The sequence below is a fragment of the Pseudonocardia asaccharolytica DSM 44247 = NBRC 16224 genome (genome assembly GCF_000423625.1).
Lineage (GTDB): Bacteria > Actinomycetota > Actinomycetes > Mycobacteriales > Pseudonocardiaceae > Pseudonocardia > Pseudonocardia asaccharolytica.
This window is the reverse complement of sequence record NZ_AUII01000015.1, coordinates 15,021-30,972: the sequence shown is the minus strand read 5'-3', so window position 1 is coordinate 30,972 and position 15,952 is coordinate 15,021. Positions and strand designations below refer to the sequence as shown.

15 protein-coding genes are annotated in these 15,952 nt (G+C 70.3%); 7 read left to right on the top strand and 8 right to left on the bottom strand.

Annotation, left to right across the window (positions count from 1 at the left end):
* Nucleotides 1-78 precede the first annotated feature (78 nt).
* The 5 genes from G567_RS0116440 (at nucleotide 79) to G567_RS0116420 (ending at nucleotide 5,709) form a co-directional block, all read left to right on the top strand.
* Entirely contained in the window at nucleotides 79-1,134 is a 1,056-nt protein-coding gene (locus tag G567_RS0116440; protein ID WP_028930839.1) for an FAD-binding oxidoreductase, read from the top strand.
* Nucleotides 1,131-2,321, top strand: a complete 1,191-nt coding sequence (locus tag G567_RS0116435) for an aromatic/alkene monooxygenase hydroxylase subunit beta (protein WP_028930838.1) — start codon at nucleotides 1,131-1,133, stop codon at nucleotides 2,319-2,321. The genes G567_RS0116440 and G567_RS0116435 overlap by 4 nt, the downstream gene beginning before the upstream one ends.
* The gene (gene mimD / locus G567_RS0116430; RefSeq protein ID WP_028930837.1) at nucleotides 2,318-2,689 is read left to right on the top strand and encodes a propane 2-monooxygenase effector subunit MimD; all 372 of its coding nucleotides are present in this window, start codon (nucleotides 2,318-2,320) and stop codon (nucleotides 2,687-2,689) included. The genes G567_RS0116435 and mimD overlap by 4 nt, the downstream gene beginning before the upstream one ends.
* 98 nt (nucleotides 2,690-2,787) lie before the next feature.
* Nucleotides 2,788-4,476, top strand: a complete 1,689-nt coding sequence (gene groL, locus G567_RS0116425) for a chaperonin GroEL (RefSeq protein ID WP_028930836.1) — start codon at nucleotides 2,788-2,790, stop codon at nucleotides 4,474-4,476.
* A gap of 96 nt (nucleotides 4,477-4,572) precedes the next feature.
* Nucleotides 4,573-5,709 (top strand): amidohydrolase family protein, encoded by a 1,137-nt coding sequence (locus G567_RS0116420; protein ID WP_028930835.1) that lies wholly within the window; start codon nucleotides 4,573-4,575, stop codon nucleotides 5,707-5,709.
* 20 nt (nucleotides 5,710-5,729) lie between these two features.
* On the opposite strand, the gene G567_RS0116415 is transcribed toward G567_RS0116420, so the two are convergent.
* The 5 genes from G567_RS0116415 to G567_RS0116395 are packed head-to-tail and all read right to left on the bottom strand — an operon-like array spanning nucleotide 5,730 to nucleotide 9,903.
* On the bottom strand, nucleotides 5,730-6,584 hold the full coding sequence (locus G567_RS0116415) for a metal ABC transporter permease (protein ID WP_028930834.1): 855 nt from the start codon (nucleotides 6,582-6,584) through the stop codon (nucleotides 5,730-5,732).
* Nucleotides 6,581-7,474 carry a metal ABC transporter permease gene (locus G567_RS0116410; protein ID WP_028930833.1) on the bottom strand — a complete coding sequence of 298 codons (894 nt, stop codon included), beginning with the start codon at nucleotides 7,472-7,474 and terminating at the stop codon, nucleotides 6,581-6,583. The genes G567_RS0116415 and G567_RS0116410 overlap by 4 nt, the downstream gene beginning before the upstream one ends.
* Nucleotides 7,462-8,247 carry a metal ABC transporter ATP-binding protein gene (locus G567_RS29380; RefSeq protein WP_051233206.1) on the bottom strand — a complete coding sequence of 262 codons (786 nt, stop codon included), beginning with the start codon at nucleotides 8,245-8,247 and terminating at the stop codon, nucleotides 7,462-7,464. The genes G567_RS0116410 and G567_RS29380 overlap by 13 nt, the downstream gene beginning before the upstream one ends.
* Nucleotides 8,248-8,257: 10 nt before the next feature.
* Complete coding sequence (locus G567_RS0116400) at nucleotides 8,258-9,211, bottom strand: metal ABC transporter solute-binding protein, Zn/Mn family (RefSeq protein WP_037057498.1); 954 nt, start codon at nucleotides 9,209-9,211, stop codon at nucleotides 8,258-8,260.
* Nucleotides 9,208-9,903, bottom strand: a complete 696-nt coding sequence (locus G567_RS0116395; RefSeq protein ID WP_051233195.1) for a metal-dependent transcriptional regulator — start codon at nucleotides 9,901-9,903, stop codon at nucleotides 9,208-9,210. Before G567_RS0116395 ends, G567_RS0116400 begins: the two co-directional genes overlap by 4 nt.
* Nucleotides 9,904-10,121: 218 nt before the next feature.
* On the opposite strand from G567_RS0116395, the gene G567_RS0116390 reads away from it, so the two are divergent.
* Nucleotides 10,122-11,279, top strand: coding sequence for an MFS transporter (locus G567_RS0116390; RefSeq protein ID WP_028930830.1), 1,158 nt, complete (start codon nucleotides 10,122-10,124; stop codon nucleotides 11,277-11,279).
* Here the strand turns inward: G567_RS0116390 and G567_RS0116385 are convergent.
* From G567_RS0116385 to G567_RS0116375, 3 genes are all read right to left on the bottom strand, one after another.
* On the bottom strand, nucleotides 11,267-12,025 hold the full coding sequence (locus tag G567_RS0116385) for an acetoacetate decarboxylase family protein (protein ID WP_037057496.1): 759 nt from the start codon (nucleotides 12,023-12,025) through the stop codon (nucleotides 11,267-11,269). The two genes, G567_RS0116390 and G567_RS0116385, sit on opposite strands and share 13 nt — an antisense overlap.
* 87 nt (nucleotides 12,026-12,112) lie before the next feature.
* Nucleotides 12,113-13,384 carry a cytochrome P450 gene (locus G567_RS0116380; protein ID WP_028930828.1) on the bottom strand — a complete coding sequence of 424 codons (1,272 nt, stop codon included), beginning with the start codon at nucleotides 13,382-13,384 and terminating at the stop codon, nucleotides 12,113-12,115.
* A 67-nt stretch (nucleotides 13,385-13,451) separates the two neighbouring features.
* Entirely contained in the window at nucleotides 13,452-14,186 is a 735-nt protein-coding gene (locus G567_RS0116375) for a G1 family glutamic endopeptidase (protein WP_161631713.1), read from the bottom strand.
* Between the two features lie 309 nt (nucleotides 14,187-14,495).
* Between G567_RS0116375 and G567_RS0116370 the strand changes: the two genes are divergently transcribed.
* Nucleotides 14,496-15,950 carry a glutamate synthase subunit beta gene (locus G567_RS0116370; protein ID WP_028930826.1) on the top strand — a complete coding sequence of 485 codons (1,455 nt, stop codon included), beginning with the start codon at nucleotides 14,496-14,498 and terminating at the stop codon, nucleotides 15,948-15,950.
* Nucleotides 15,951-15,952: the final 2 nt, after the last annotated feature.

The window sequence follows — 15,952 nt, the reverse complement described above, 5'->3', positions numbered from 1 at the left end:
GGGAGGGCCGGTCGCCGGCCCTCCCCCTGCCAGGCCAGCGCCCTTCCCGACCGGTGATGAGCCGAAGGATTGCCATAGATGGGTGACAAACACGTAGTCCGGTTCGAGCCGGTCGGTATCGAGATCGAGGTGGACGAGGACCAGACGATCCTGCGGGCCGCGGCCGAGCAGGGCGTGCAGCTGATGCACGGCTGCAAGGAGGGCCAGTGCGCCGCCTGCAAGTCGTTCGTGCTGGAGGGCGAGGACATCGAGCTCGACCGGTACTCGACCTTCGCCCTGCCCGACTACGAGAAGGAGGAAGGCTCGACGCTGCTCTGCCGCGCGCACGCCTACGAGGATCTGGTGATCGAGCTCCTCAACTACGACGAGGAGATCATCCGGTCCGGGCTGCCGCTGCGGAAGGGATCCGTCGAGGTCGTCGCCAACGAGCCGGTGACGCACGACATGCGGCATCTGGTCGTCCGGTTGGTCGAACCGGACGAGATCAAGTTCTTCCCCGGGCAGTACATGGACTTCACCGTTCCGGGGACGAACGAGAGCCGCTCGTTCTCGATGGCGAACACCCCCAGTCGGGACCAGCACTTCGAGTTCGTCATCAAGATTTATCCGGACGGCCTGTTCTCGGAGTATCTGGCCACTCGGGTGCAAGTCGGTGACCGGCTCGACGTGGAGGGCCCGTTCGGCACCTTCACACTGCGCGAGAGTCGGACCTCGGACCTGATCTTCGTCGGCGGCGGGGCCGGAATGGCACCGATTCTCGGGCTCCTCCGGTCGATGGCGGAACGAGGCGTCGAGCGCAAGGCCACCTTCTACTACGGAGCCCGGGGGCTGCGTGACCTCTGTTTCGAGAAGGAGCTGCGGGCGTTCGAGGGACAACGGCCCGGATTCCGGTACGTGCCGGCGTTGTCCGAGCCCTCCGACGCGGAGGGCTGGGCGGGGGAGGTCGGGCTCATCACCGATGTGGTGAAGCGCAGCGAAACCGGGCTGGAAGGGGTGGACGCCTATGTCTGCGGACCGCCGCCGATGGTGGATGCGGCGATCCCGATGCTGACGTCGCTGGGAGTGCGCGAGCAGAACATCTTCTACGACAAGTTCACCACCACAGGTGAACCGGAAGGCGAGGACGGCCCATGACCACAACCGAACGTCCCGAACGCAGCGTGCCGAAGCCCGTGTTCACCGACGCGGAAGCCGGCGCGCGCGAGTTCCCCGACTCCGACGCCAAGGCCCGCCGCTTCAACTACTTCACACCGGCCAAGCGCAAGCAGAGCCACTACGAGGACGTCACCGTCGAGGTCCAGCCGGATCCGCGGCACTACCTCGCCCAGGGCTGGATCTACGGCTTCGCGAACGGTGAGACCGGATACCCGCTGCACTGGACGAAGCTCAAGGCCTGGGGCGTCGACAAACCCGAGCCGGTGCGCGGCGTCGGAACCGGCGGTCTGCCCAAGGACTTCACCTGGCCCGCGCACGGCTGGCACGAGTTCCGCGACCCCAACGAAGAATGGGAGATGACGCTCTACCGGTACAACGCGAACGTTGTCCGGCAGCTCAACCAGAACATCGAGAATGCCCGGAATGCGAAGGCCTTCGGGCAGTGGACGCGGAACTGGGTCCAGTTCGTCGAGCGCAACGTCGGCGCCTGGATGCACGTCGAGCACGTCCTCGGGCTCTACGTGTTCGCCGCGTGCAACCGGTCCGGCCCGACGAACATGCACAACACGGCGATGGCGGTGAACAGCGCGCACAAGATCCGGTTCGCCCAGGACCTGGCGCTGTACAACCTGACCCTGACCGAGGAACTGGACGGCTTCGACGGCACCGCGCACCTCGACGCGTGGAACAACGACCCGGTGTGGCAGGGCGTGCGGAAGGTCGCCGAGGCACTCACGGCGGTCCAGGACGACTGGGGTGAGTCGGTCTTCGCCGCGAACGTCGTGTTCGAGCCGCTGCTCGGCGAGCTGTTCCGCAGCAACCTGGTGATGCAGTCGGCCGCGGGCAACGGCGATTTCGTGACGCCGACGGTCATGGGCGCCGGCGAGTACGACTATGCCCAACGCGACCTGCGCTGGACGATCGCCTGCTTCGCGCCGCTCACCCAGGACCGCGAGTTCGCCGACCACAACAAGCAGCTCATGCAGGGCTGGCTGGCGCACTGGGTCCCGCAGTGCATCGAGGCCGCGCGCACGCTGCAGCCGATCTGGTCGCAGCCCGATGCCAAGCCGCCACGTTTCGAGGACAGCCTCGACCGCGCCAAGAACCGGTTCGCCGGCATCCTCAGCGATCTTCACCTCGAGACCCCGAAGGAGCTCAGCCAGTGACCACCTTCAAGACGGCCGAGAGCCCGTTCAAGTCGGACAACACCGCGTCCAACAGATGCGGGTTCACCCTGATGAACAACCAGGTAGGGGTGATCATCACCAACGTGATGTCGAGGCTGGACAACGTGACGGTCACCCACCTGCCCTCGATGATCCGGGTCGACGGCAAGGGGCGGTTCGACGTCGTCTACGCCGACGTCGACGAGGAGGCCGGCGAGGAGGAGGGCTGGTTCAACTCGGCCGAGTTCGAGGAGAACATGTCGACCCACTACGGCCGCATGGTCCACCTGGACGACCGCACGATCATGTTCGCGAACCCGGAGGACGCCGCCGAGTACCTCGGATTCGACCTGCAGGCCATCAGTTAGCTGGACCCCGGGCCGCCGCCCGAAACCAGGGCGGCGGCCCGGCGTTGTTCCGCACCCGCGCAGCAGACCAACGTCGATCGAGAAGTCCAGGAGAACCCATGGCCAAGGAACTTCGATTCGGGGCCGACGCCCGCCACGCCTTGCAGGCCGGCGTCGACCAGCTCGCCGAGGCAGTGAAATCCACGCTCGGCCCCAAGGGTCGCAACGTCATTCTGGAGAAGATCACCGGAACGCCGGATGTCACCAACGACGGGGTGACCATCGCCAGGGAGATCCACCTGCGCGACCCGTTCGAGAACATGGGCGCCCAGCTGGTCAAGGAAGCGGCGATCAAGACCAACGACATCGTCGGGGACGGCACGACCACCGCCACCGTGCTCGCGCAGGCGATCGTGCACCAGGGCATGCGCGCGATCGAGTCCGGCGGGAACCCGGTGCTGGTCAAGCGCGGCATCGACCTTGCGGTCGGCGCGCTGGTCGAGCGCCTCACCCGGGTGGCCCACCCCGTCGAGAGCGAGCAGGACTATGCCCGCGTCGCCGCGATCTCGGCCAACGACGATGACGCGATCGGCCGGGTCGTCGCCCGGGCGCTGCACACCGTCGGCGACGACGGCGTGGTGACCGTGGAGGATTCGCCGCAACTCGGCCTCGGCGTCGCCTTCGTCGAGGACTTCGAGTTCGACAACGGCTATGTCTCCCCGTACATGGTCACCGATCCCGGCCGGCTGGAGGCGGTCGTCGAGGACCCGTACATCCTCTTCTCCGCGGAGAAGATCAAGGATGTGCAGTCCCTGATGCCGATCCTGGACAAGATCATGCGCGCCGAGCGAAGGCCGCTGGTCGTGATCGCCGAGACGGTCGAGGGCACCGCGCTACAGATGCTGGTGCACAACCACGTCAACAAGACGTTCCAGGCCGTGGCGATCAAGGCACCCGGGTTCGGCCAGAAGCGCATCCACCTGCTGGAGGACATGGCCGCGCTGTGCGGCGGCAAGGTGCACAGCAAGGAGTCGTCGTTCTCGCTGGAGCAGATGACCGTCGAGCACCTCGGCCGCGCCTCGCAGGTGCGGGTGACCAGCGAGGACACCACGATCATCGGGGGGGCCGGCGACCGGGAGGCGGTCGAGCTGCGGCTGCGGCAACTGCACGCCGAGCTGGAGCGAGCCACGATCGGCACGGACGAGGACTTCTTCTCCGAGCGCATCGCCCGGCTGTCCGGCAAGGCGGCGATCATCCTGGTCGGCGCCCCGACCAACGCCGAGCTGAAGGAGATCCGGCACCGGGTCGACGACGCGCTGCAGGCAACCAGGGCGGCGATGGCCGAGGGCATCGTGGCCGGCGGCGGCGCTGCGCTGCTGCATGCCGAGTCCGCCCTGGACGGCCTGGACGTGGACGGCGACTACCGCATCGGGGTCGAGATCGTCCGGGGCGCGCTCACCGAGCCTGCGCACCTCATCGCGAGCAACGCGGGCTATGACGGCCAGGAGGTGGTCAAGCAGATGACCGCGCTCGGCATCGACGAGGGATTCGACGCACTGGTGGGCCGCTACGGGAACATGGTCGAGATGGGGATCATCGACCCGCTGCGTGTCGTACGCTCGGCGCTGCAGAACGGCGCGTCGGTGGCCGGGCTGGTGCTCACCACCAATTCGCTGGTGGCCGAGGAGCAGACGCCCTGGAACAAGGCGTTGATGACCGAGTTCGGCTCGCTCGACGAGGGTATCCCGCAGCCGTCCCCGGATTCGAGTACACCCCAGTCACTCGGGCTCGGCCCCTCCGTCGGCTGACCCGCGAGTCGCGGTATTTCCGCGACCGAGTCGCGGGATGTCCGTGCCCGATGAGCTGCCGGAGACCGCCCGACCAACCGCTGGTAGGAGGCCGAGATGTACCACGTCGCCTCCGAGCGCTACGCCGTGGTCGACGCCCAGGTGCATGCCTGGGACGGCAGCCCGCACAACCAGGCCGGGCCGTCCGGCGAGGAGTTCGTGGCCGAGCTGTACCGGCGCCACCGGCTCCTCGACCGGATGCCCCGGCCGGTTACGGCCGATGAGTTCGCCCGGGTCACCGAGGCGGGCCTGACCGCCGACGTCCTCGGCGGGCACGTCGACCGCGGGGTGCTGCAGCCCGTCGCGCTCGACGAGCTGTTCGTGCTCGGGTTCAGCCCGACGACCTGGCACGCCGAGTTCGCCGAGCTGCTGCCCGGACGGTTCGTGCTCACCGGTGAGCTCGACCCGAGCCTGGGTTCGGCGGGGGCCAGGGGGCTCGCCGCGCGGGTCCGTAACGGCGACCTGCGCGGCCTGCACCTGGCCCCCGCCCGCCGTCCGACAGGCCGGCTCGGCCTCGCCGAGCCCTGGCTGCGCCGCGTGCTGGCGCGCTGTGAGCAGTCCGGGGCCGCCGTCGTACACCTCGGCGTCGGCCCGTCGGCACCGGCCGGGGCCGACGAGCCCGACTGGATGGTCCGTGCGACCACCGGATCGGCCGCCGACGGGCCGCGGTGGCCGCAGTGGGCCGACCCGGTGCGGGCAGGCTCGGCGTTGCCGGTCCGCACTCGCGCGGCCCGTCGACCGGCCGGCATCCGCTTCGATCCGGCCGAGCTGGGCGAGCTGGCCCGAGCCCTGCCACGCGTCCAGTTCGTCCTCGGGGCGGCCTGCCTGCCGACGGCCCGGCTGTGCCGGCTGGCCCGGCTGCCCAACGTTCACGTCCTGCTCACCGACCTGCTGGCCGGCCTGCGGATCCGCCCGCTTCCGGCCGCCCGCGCCCTGGGCACCCTGCTCGAGGCGTTCGGCGGGGACCGGCTGCTGTTCGGCAGCGGCTATCCGCTGATGCGCCCGGGCCGCCTCGTGGAGGAGTTCGCGACCTTCCGCTTCCCGGCCCAGCTGCGCGGGGGGTTCGCGGAGCTGGACGCGGTGACCCGGCACGCGATCCTGGGCGGCAATGCCGCCCGGCTCTATCGCATCCCGCTCCCGGCGGGCACCACTGCTCCCCAGCTGCCGCTGCGCCGTCCGGGTGCGGGCTCATAGAGTGGCCGGACGGCGCAGCGTCAGGACGATCGCACGACGCGTCGTGAGGCGAGCCTGGCGAGCAGCGCGAGGGCGAAGCAGGCCACGCAGACCAGACCCACGGCGCCGGCGATCGAGCTGTCGAGCATCAGCGCGACCCGGTGCCCGGCGATGGCCCCGAACCACCCCACCGCCACCGTCAGCCCGACCATCACGATCAGTCGCTCGGTGAGCAGATACGCCGTCGCCGCCGGGACGATGAGCATGGTGACCACGAGGATCGCGCCGACCGCCTCGAACGAGGCGACCGCCGTCACCGCGACCGCGCCGAGCAGCAACCGCGACAGCAGCCGCGGGCGGAGCCGGATCGCCGTGCTGAACTCGGGATCGAACGTCGTCGCCCTCAGCTCCTTCCACAGCAGCCCGACGAACAGCGCGTTCAGCGCAGTGACAACGGCGAGCACGACCGCGGCCCTGGCGAACGGGAGCCCGCCGAGGGTGATCGTGTCGAACGGGGTGAACGCGATCTCGCCGTAGATGGTGGAGTCGAGGTCGAGATGGATGCCCTCGGCGAACCGGGTCACGCCGAGCACCCCGAGCGAGAACAGCGCCGGGAAGGTGAGCGCGATGGCCGCGTCCGAGGCCACCAGGCGACTGGCGCGCAATGCGTCGATCGCCAGCACGCAGAGCACGGCGAAGACCACGGCGCCGGCGATCACCGGCAGCGGCGCCCGAGTCTGCCCGATCAGCCAGACGGCGACGATCCCGGGCAGCACGGCGTGGCTGACGGCATCGGAGAGCAGCGCCATGCGGCGCAACACGAGGAACGGGCCGAGCAGCCCGCACGCCGTCGCGACCAACCCGGCCACGACGACGATCACCGCATCGTCGTTCATGAGCGGAGCCCCGCGGGCCTGCGCCGGTCGCGCAGCGCGCGCCACAGCAGCCCACGGCCGGGGGCCAGCGTCAGCGCGGCGACCACGACGGCGAACCCCACCAGGATCACCACCGGCCCGGTCGGCAGCTCGGCTTTGGTGGCGGTGAGCGATCCGGTCGCGCCGACCACCGCGCCGACCAGGCCGGCGAGTGCAAGCACCACGGTGAACCGGTCCGCCAGCTGGCGGGCGGTGACGGTGGGGATGACGAGCATCGCCACCATCAGGATCGCCCCGACCACCCGGACACCGACGACGACCGCCACCACCAGCAGCCCGGTCATCAGCGCCTCGACCGCCCGCACGGGCAATCCGATCGCGCCCGCGAAACCCGGGTCGAACAGCGTCGTGGTCAACGCCCGGCGCAGCAGCACCACCACGAGCAGCCCGGCGCCGCCGACCGCGCCCATCATCGCGACGTCGCGCTCCAACAGCCCGGCGGCCTGACCGAACAGGTAGTTCTCCAGGCCGGCCTGGTCGGCGTTGCCGCTGCTGCCGATGTGGGTGAGCAGCACGACGCCGAGGCAGAAGAACCCGGAGAGCACCACGCCGATCGCGGCGTCCGGGCGGATCCGCCCGACCCGTTCGATCCCCACCATGAGCAGCGCCGCGACCAGCCCCGCGGCCGCGGCGCCCACCAGCAGCGACGGCACGTCCTTCACCCCGGCGACCAGGAACGCCAGGCAGACCCCGGGCAGGGTCGAATGCGCCACCGCGTCGCCGACCATGCTGCGCCTGCGCAGCACCGTGAATGCGCCCAGCACACCGCTGGTCACCCCGAGCACGACCGCCCCGACAACGACGACGGTGTCGGTGTAGGGCAGGCGCAGCAGGGTGCTCAGCTCGCCCATACGACCGTCCCCTCGCCGGGCCCGAGGTAGGCCTCGTGGATGGCGGAGTCGGTGAGCACCTCCGCGGTCGGCCCGCAGCCCAGCGCCCGCACGTTGAGCAGCAGCGTCCAGTCGAACACGGCTCGGACCTGCGCGATGTCGTGGTGCACGACGACGACCGAGCCGCCGTCCCGGCACAGCTCACCCAGCAGCGTGAGCAGGTCGGCCTGGGTGCGGGCATCGATCCCGGCGAACGGCTCGTCCATCAGCAGGACGGGGGCCTGCTGGGCGAGGGCGCGGGCGAGGAACACCCGCTGCCGCTGGCCACCCGAGAGCCGGCCGATCTGCCGCCGCGCGAACGCGGCCATCCCGACCCGGTCGAGACACTCCCTGGCGATCGCCCGGTCGGTCCGGCCGACCCGGCGGAACCAGCCGGTGGCCCGGTAGCGGCCCATCTCGACGACCTCGCGGACGGTGATCGGAAAGTCCCAGTCCACCGATTCCCGTTGCGGGACATAGGCCACGTGGTCGAGCACCGCCCTGCCCTCCGCGCCGGCGATCCGGACCTGCCCGGCTTCGGCCGGGACCAACCCCAGCGCCGCGCGCAGCAACGTCGACTTCCCCGCGCCGTTCGGCCCCACGATGGCGCTGAGCGTCCCGGTCGGGAACTGCGCGTCGATGCCGGAGAGGACCGGGGCCTCCCGGTAGGAGACGGTCAGCCCCTGGACCTCCACCGCGGGGCGGGCCGCGGTATCCGTTGTGGGTGGGGCTGCGCCCGGACTCGGGCTGGGCATGAGCATCCGATCAGCCTCCCGCTGCGGCGGGCGCGCCCAGCGCGTCCGCGATGCGATCAACATTGGCCCGCACCATCCCGAGGTAGCTGCCCTCGGGCGTTCCGGGTGCCCCGGCGGCGTCGGTGAACAACTCCCCGCCGACGACCGCGGGGTGTCCGCGCCGGGCCGTCGCGGCGAGCAGCGCGTCGATGGTCTGGCGGGGCACCGAGGTCTCGACGAACACGGCGGGGACCTGACGGCTCGCGATCAGCTCGGCCACCCGTTCGATATCGGCGGTGGTGGCCTCGGCGGCGGTGGAGATGCCCTGGATGGCGGCCACCTCAACGGCGTAGCGGCGGCCGAAGTAGGCGAACGCGTCGTGGGAGGTGACCAGGACCCGCCGCGGCGCCGGCACCGCGGCCATCCGCTCGCGGATCCCGGCGTCCAGGGAGGTCAGCTCGGCGAGGTAGGCGTCGAGGTTGCGCCGGTAGTCGGCGGCGTGCCCGGGATCGGCCGCGGCCAGCGTCTCGGCGATCGCCCGGCTGGCGTGCTGCCAGAGCGTGACGTCGAACCAGACGTGCGGGTCGGCCTCGCTCGTCCCGGGTCCCCTGAGCAGCTGATCGCGCGGAATGCCGTCGGTCACCGCCCGGACGGTCCGGCTGCGGCCGAGGTCGGCGAGTAGGTCGCCCATCTTGCCCTCGAGGTTGAGGCCCCCGTAGAAGATGATGTCGGCCTCGCGCAGCGCCTGCACATCCCCGGCGCTGGCCCGGTACAGATGCGGATCCACCCCCGGCCCCATCAGTCCGGTGACCTCGAGCCGGTCGCCACCGATCCGCCCGACCGTGTCGGTGATGAAGTTCGTCGTCGTGGTGATCCGCAGCGGGCGGCCGTCGGTGATCGGCGCCGTGCCGGACGCCTCGGCGGTGCAGCCGGCGAGGGTGAGGGCACCGGCCAGCGCGACGAGCACCGCCAGCAGCCGCCTCACGAGGCCACCCGCCCGGCCACCAGGCCGACCAGCTGGTCGCCGAGGGCGTGCGAGTGGTGGGCGTCGAGCCGGACCCACAGCGGACCGCCGAACGGCTGGCGTTTGGTCACCTCCAGGGTGACACCGGGGTGGATGCCGAGCCCGGCCAGGTAACGCAGCGCCGCGCCGTCCTCGTCGAAGACGCGTTCGACGAGGAAGCGGCTCCCGACCGGCGCGCTGGCCAGCGGGGTGCTCCAGCCTTCCTCGTGCTCCGTTCCCGGCCGCGGGATCGGGTCCCCGTGCGGGTCTCTCGCAGGGTGTTTCAGATACTCGTCGATGCGGTCGAGCAACCGCTCGGAGACCGCATGCTCGAGCAGATCGGCCTCGGCGTGGACCTCGTCCCAGGTCAGCCCGAGCACCATGGCGAGGAAGGTCTCCAGCAGCCGGTGCCGGCGAACGACGTCGCGGGCGTGCTCGGCGCCGTGCGCGGTCAGCGCGACCCGGTGGTCACGTCCGCGTTCGACGAGGCCGTGCGCCGTCAACCGCTTGAGCATCGCCGATGCCGACGGCGGCGTGACGCTCAGGTGCTGGGCGAGCGCGGAGGTGCCGATCTGTTCGCCACGACCGGTGCGCACGTAGATGGTGCGCAGCGCGTCCTCGACGGCCGGGGACCGGACCAGCCCGCAGCAGGGAGATTGCTCTAACTCTGACATTAGTCTCCTCTAACTCCGGCCTCAGTGCACTCTAACGAGGAGTATCGGCCATGCGGAAGGTCGGGCCTCCCCGTCGTCGCAGAGTGAGACACCACCGGGAACGTGACGCGTCGGCCTAGGCTGGTTCGCGTGCCAGCGCCCGTGATCGACCCGCCCGCGGCCGGAAACACCCGCGTTACGGTGATCGCCACGCGGCCGTCCCCGCGGCGGCCCGCCAGGTGAGGGCGGGGCTGGGCAGCCCCTCGTTCCGGCTCATGCTGGGCGCGACGGCGCTGGGATTCGGTGGGTACGCGCTGCTGCTGCCGGTGGTGCCGCTATGGGTGGTGCACGGTGGCTCGGGGGCGTTCGGGGCCGGATCGAGCACCGGGGTGCTGCTGCTCGCCACGGTGATCACCCAGCTCGGGGTGCCGTGGCTGCTGCGTCGCTGGGGGCACCGACTCGTGCTCGGGGCCGGGCTGGTGCTGCTCGGGGGACCGGTGCCGCTGCTCATGGTCTCGGCCGAGCTCGGCCCGGTGCTTGCCGTCTCCGCGGTACGCGGGATCGGCTTCGGCTTCCTGACGGTGGCCGGTAGCGCGCTGGTGGCCGAGCTGGTGTCGCCGTCCGAACACGGCCGGGCGACCGCGCGCTACGGGTTGGCGGTCGGGCTGCCGCAGCTCGCTGTGCTGCCCGCCGGTGTCGCGGTGGTGGGGCAGCTCGGATTCCCGGTGGTGTTCCTCGCCGGCGCGGTGCCGCTGCTGGGTGTGCTGCTGGTGCCGTTCATCGGGATGCGGCCCGTGACCAGCCCGGCGTCGCATCCCGCCGAGCGGGTTGAGCGGCTGCGGCGCAGTGCGGTCGGTCCGACGCTGGCCATGCTCGCCTGCTCGACGGCCCAGGGCGGACTCGTCACGTTCCTGCCGCTGGCCGCCGCCGATCCCGGTCTCGTGGCGCCGATCGCGCTGTTCGGCACCGCGGCGGGCGCGCTGCTCGGGCGGCTGGCCGCCGGTGAGCTCGTCGACCGCCGCGGTCTCGCCGGGCGGCTGCTGTGGCCCGGCGTGTTGGTGGCGGCGCTGGGCATGGCGGCGGAGGTGCTGACCGCCGGCGTACCCGGGGCCGCCGGCGGGGCCGGGCTGGCGGCCGGGGCGCTCGTCGTCGGGCTCGGCTTCGGGCTGGTGCAGAACGACGCGCTCGTCGCGCTGTTCGCGGCGGCGGGGCCGCAGCGGTACGGCACTGCGAGCGCGGTCTGGAACATCGCCTATGACGCCGGGACCGCCGCGGGCGCTGTCGGCCTCGGGGCGATCGCGGAACCGTTCGGGTTCCGGGCGGCATTCGGCGCGGCAGCGCTGCTGCTGGTGCTGACGGCCCCGTTCACCCGCGCTCGAGATCGTCAGGCCAGGTAGTCGACCACGCGACGGGCCATCGAGTAAGTGAAGGTGACCTTGCCGTGCAGGACTCCGCCGATCTCCAGCGGCGAGTTCGGTGCGAGGCGGGCGAACGGCGAGCTCTCCCGGAACCGGAACGTGACATCTTCGACCTCGGCGTTGCGCAGGTGGGCCACGAACGGGATCGGGATCTCGAGCAGCTCGCTGATGGCGTTGGTCCCGCCCGCCGGGGCCGGGATCTCGCGGTGGGTGTAGTAGTTCAGGTGACCGCCGAGCACGCCGATCTCCTCGGTGCCGACCCGCGCCGTGACCTCGATCGCGGGCGTGCCGTCGACGGACAGCCGGGACAGCAGACGATCACCGTCGAGCGTCCAGGTGCATTCGCCGGGAAGCGCTGGGATGCCGGCCTGCTCGCGGGCGTAGGTCCGCACCCGCGGTGAGCTGTTCCAGTAGCCCACCCAGTACCGCCCCGGGATCGACATGGTGCCGTCCGCGGTCTGGCTGTCGTGACCGGCGATCTCCACCGTCAGGTAGGTGAGGCTGAAGGCACCGAAGCCGCTCGTCTGTGCCGGATCGGGACATTCGTACATGTTCATCTGGATCAGGCCGCTCGGATGCGGCTCGAGCCCGGGTGGGAGGAGCTGCGCAAGCACGTCGGGGTCGGCCCGGTAGCCGACGATGAGCATCAGGACGTCCTTGAGCAGCTGCGGGGCGGGCGGCGTCCATGCCCCACCGGCCATTCCGCTGTACGGAGCGGTGTTCATCGCGTAGCGCTCCCTTGCCGAGAACCGTATCGGGCCACGTCCCCGAACGTGCCACAGTCCCTGGCGATCGGATAGCGCCGCCCGGTTCTATCGCAGCAGCACCGGCAGCGCCTCCAGCCCGTAGACGATCGAGGTCTTGCGGAACGCCAGCTTCTCCGGTGGGACCGCAAGGCGCATCGCGGGAAACCGGCGCACCAGCGCGGGAAAGGCGGTGCACAGCTCCATCCGGGCCAGCTCCGCGCCGACGCAGCGATGGATGCCGTGGCCGAACGCCAGATGCGAGGTGGGTCGCCGCGACGGGTCGAAGCTCTCCATGCCGGCGCCCAGCGCGTCGTCGCGATTGGCACCGCTGAGCGAGCACAACACCACGTCCCCGCGGGAGATCTGCACCCCGGCGATCTCCATGTCCTGCGTGGCGAAGCGGGGGAAGGCCACCTGGACCACCGTCAGATAGCGCAGCGCCTCTTCGACGAACGGCGTGGTTGCGTCGTCGTCGCGGCGGAGCAGCTCAGCGGCCTCCGGGTTCTGCAGCAGCATCAGCGCACCGAGGGCCAACATGCTCGCGGTGGTTTCGAACCCGCCGGTGAGCAGGCCGTCGGCGAGCCCGGTGAGCTCCTCGTCGTCGATCTCGTCACCGTGTTCCTTGATCAGCATGCCGAGCAGGCCGTCGTCCGGAGCTCCACGCTTCTTCTCGATGACCGTACGCAGGTAGTCGAGTGACTCCGAGATCGCGCTCAGCGGGGAGTCCGCGGAGTCGACGAGGTCGAACCGAGCGGTGCTCAACCGCTGGAAGTCGGCCCGGTCGGCGTAGGGAATCCCCAGCAGCTCGCAGATCGTCAGCGACGGGATGGGCAGGGCGAAGGCCTGCCACAGATCGACCGGTTGCCGCGCCGCCTCCATCGCGTCGAGCTGATCGGCGACGATCGCATCGATTCTCGGTGCGAGTCGGGCCAGCCTGCGTCGGGTGAACTCCGGTGTGAGCAAACGGCGTAACCGGGTGTGCACCGGCGGATCGGAGAATCCCAGGCCACCCGGATTCTGCTCCGCGGTAACTCCGGTGTTACCAACCAGATGGTCGAAATCGTTGCTGAATCCCTCCGTACGGCCGAGCACTGCCTTGGTCTCTTCGTGGCCGGTCACCAGCCACGTATTGAGTCCAATTGGTACCTTCAGCTTGCTGATCGGCTCCGCGCGGCGCTTGCGTCCCAGCTCAGGGACGGGGTCGAGACCGATTCGCCGCAACGGCATCAGCGTGGCGCTGGGCAAGTAGGAGAGCCTGGACAGTGCGAAGCCGTGGTTCCGGGATCGTGCGAGGTACCTGCGTCCGAACCAGGCGACGACCCGTGAGCCCAATCCCATGATCAACAATCCTAATGGTTGTCGATGAGGCCCCCGAAGCGGCCCGCGGCTCGGGGCGCAGGACGCATCATTCGCGCAGGTAGCTGACCGAGAACCGACCTCCGGACAGCGGGCTGGTGAGAGTTTCGAAGCCGCCGCTGTTGGTTGCGTCGATCGCGAAGGCGGTGCCGGCGCTCAGCTGATTCCCATCGACCGTGACATCGGTAAAAGTGATCTTGCCAAACCGGGGGAGCGAACCAGCGGCCGGTTCCACGATGATCTCGGCAGAGGTGTTGGCGGCATCGGCGGCCGCGGTGACGCTTCTGGTCCAGCCCCGGGTGTTGTCGGTGATCGTCATCGTGTAGTGCCTGCCGCTGCGGACCACGCCGGCCGTCATCGAGTCACCGGCTTGGACCGGGTCGTCGTGGTAGACGGGGAGAGCGGGGACCATCTCGTACCACGCCTGGTGGCTGGGGGAGCCGGAGGAACAGTCGGTCGCCACGCCGGTCTGTTCGACGGTGCTGCTGCCGTAGCCGTCGATGCCGACCCAGATCGCAAATTTGTTGCCGACCGAACTACAGGTGACGGGCGGTTGTCGCCAGCTGGCGGATACCGAGTGGAATCCCGTGCCCGAGGTGACGAATCCCGACCAATTTCCGCCGTCCTGGTTGAACCTGATCTGGGAGTCCGTCCCCGGATCAGCTTCCGCGGCGGCCCCATCGGCTCCCGTCCCCGCAGGTGCGAGCAGCAGGGATGCCAAACCGATCAGCGAGGCGAGCAGCATCCCGATGTTTCTGCCGGCCCATATGCTCTTGTTCCGCACGTTGGTGCACATCCCGTCATCTGTCGTCGATGTCCAGTTGCCTCTCCGATGGCGAGCGTCGAACGCTACGAACCGAGCCGTACCCGGCATAGTGCCGGAAGGACCGACGCGCGGGTCCCTCAGACCTGTTGCCGATATCACGGCGGAGCCTCGTCGCGATCGAGTACGGCAGCCGGCCCCGGCCGCGGAATACGATCATTTCGCAACCGGGCGAAGGGTGGACCCGTCTCTTGTCAAGAGGCCACCGGCCCGGCACCGTAAGCGACCAAATGCGTACTCGGGGGCGTGGCCAAATCGGGGAGGCCGGCCATGCGCGATGTCAGGGGATTCCTGCACACCGCGCGCGAGGCTCCGCAGCGCAGGCCGATCGACCTGCGATTGCGGGACTGGCGTGAGGTCCACAGGCCGTTGCCCGACGCCCGGTTGCGGCAGCAGGCCGGCCGGTGCATGGACTGTGGCATTCCCTTCTGCCACGAGGGTTGCCCATTGGGCAACCTCATCCCCGAATGGAACGACCTGGTCTCCCGCGATGACTGGTACGCCGCGATCGAACGGCTGCACGCCACGAACAACTTCCCGGAGTTCACCGGGGTGCTGTGCCCGGCTCCGTGCGAGGACGCGTGCGTGCTGGCGATCAACAGCGATCCGGTCACCATCAAGCAGGTCGAACTACAGCTCATCGACCATGCCTGGAGCCGCGGCTGGGTGACCCCGCTGCCACCGCAGCGACGGACCGGGCGGACGGTCGCCGTGATCGGCTCCGGCCCGGCCGGGCTCGCCGCCGGACAGCAGCTCACCCGGGCCGGGCACGACGTCGTCGTCTTCGAGCGGGCCGACCGGATCGGGGGATTACTGCGCTACGGCATCCCCGAGTTCAAGATGGAGAAGTTCCGGCTCGAGCGGCGCATCGAGCAGATGCGAGCCGAGGGGACCGTCTTCCGGCCGGGCGTGGAGGTCGGCATCGACCTCACCGTCGACGAACTCCGGTCCGGGTCTGACGCGGTCGTACTGGCCGGGGGCGCCACCGCGCCCCGCGAGCTTCGCGTCCCCGGTCGCGGACTCTCCGGCGTCCATCTCGCGATGGAGTATCTGACATGGGCAAACCGCGTCCAGGAAGGCGATGTTGCGGTCTCCCCGATCACCGCCGAGGGCCGCGACGTCGTCATCATCGGCGGCGGCGACACCGGCACGGACTGCCTGGGCACCGCCCACCGGCAGCGCATGCGGTCGGTGGCGCACCTGGACATCCGGCCACGACCACCTGCCCGGCGCACCGAGGAGATGCCGTGGCCGACCCATCCGGCGATCTACCGGACGTCCCCGGCTCATGAGGAGGGCGGCGCGCGGCTGTTCGCCGTGGACACCCTGGAGTTCCACGGCGACGCGCAGGGCGGGCTGCGGGCCATCACGATCACGGAGGGATATCGCGACGAGAACAAGCGGTTCCACCCCAGAATCGGCGCCGTCGAGGAGATCCCGGCGCAGCTCGCGCTGCTGGCCCTGGGGTTTCTCGGTCCCGAGCGCGGCAGGCTTCTCGCCGATGTCGGTGTGGACCTCGACGAACGCGGCAACGTCGGGCGCGACGAGCACTTCATGACCAACGTCGAGGGCGTCTTCGTCGCGGGCGACATGGGCCGCGGGCAGTCACTGATCGTCTGGGCGATCGCGGAGGGCCGGGCCGCCGCGGCCGGCGTCGACGCCTACCTGACCGGCCGGGATCTCCTGCCTCGCCCGATCCTGCCGACCGCCAATCCCCTCGCCTGACC

What these genes read in the sequence shown, in the direction of transcription:
- G567_RS0116440 (WP_028930839.1), top strand. Translation starts at nt 79, where the DNA reads ATGGGTGACAAACACGTAGTCCGGTTCGAGCCGGTCGGTATCGAGATC.
- G567_RS0116435 (WP_028930838.1), top strand. Translation starts at nt 1,131, where the DNA reads ATGACCACAACCGAACGTCCCGAACGCAGCGTGCCGAAGCCCGTGTTC.
- groL (WP_028930836.1), top strand. Translation starts at nt 2,788, where the DNA reads ATGGCCAAGGAACTTCGATTCGGGGCCGACGCCCGCCACGCCTTGCAG.
- G567_RS0116420 (WP_028930835.1), top strand. Translation starts at nt 4,573, where the DNA reads ATGTACCACGTCGCCTCCGAGCGCTACGCCGTGGTCGACGCCCAGGTG.
- G567_RS0116415 (WP_028930834.1), bottom strand. Translation starts at nt 6,584, where the DNA reads ATGAACGACGATGCGGTGATCGTCGTCGTGGCCGGGTTGGTCGCGACG.
- G567_RS0116410 (WP_028930833.1), bottom strand. Translation starts at nt 7,474, where the DNA reads ATGGGCGAGCTGAGCACCCTGCTGCGCCTGCCCTACACCGACACCGTC.
- G567_RS29380 (WP_051233206.1), bottom strand. Translation starts at nt 8,247, where the DNA reads ATGCCCAGCCCGAGTCCGGGCGCAGCCCCACCCACAACGGATACCGCG.
- G567_RS0116395 (WP_051233195.1), bottom strand. Translation starts at nt 9,903, where the DNA reads ATGTCAGAGTTAGAGCAATCTCCCTGCTGCGGGCTGGTCCGGTCCCCG.
- G567_RS0116385 (WP_037057496.1), bottom strand. Translation starts at nt 12,025, where the DNA reads ATGAACACCGCTCCGTACAGCGGAATGGCCGGTGGGGCATGGACGCCG.
- G567_RS0116380 (WP_028930828.1), bottom strand. Translation starts at nt 13,384, where the DNA reads ATGGGATTGGGCTCACGGGTCGTCGCCTGGTTCGGACGCAGGTACCTC.
- G567_RS0116370 (WP_028930826.1), top strand. Translation starts at nt 14,496, where the DNA reads ATGCGCGATGTCAGGGGATTCCTGCACACCGCGCGCGAGGCTCCGCAG.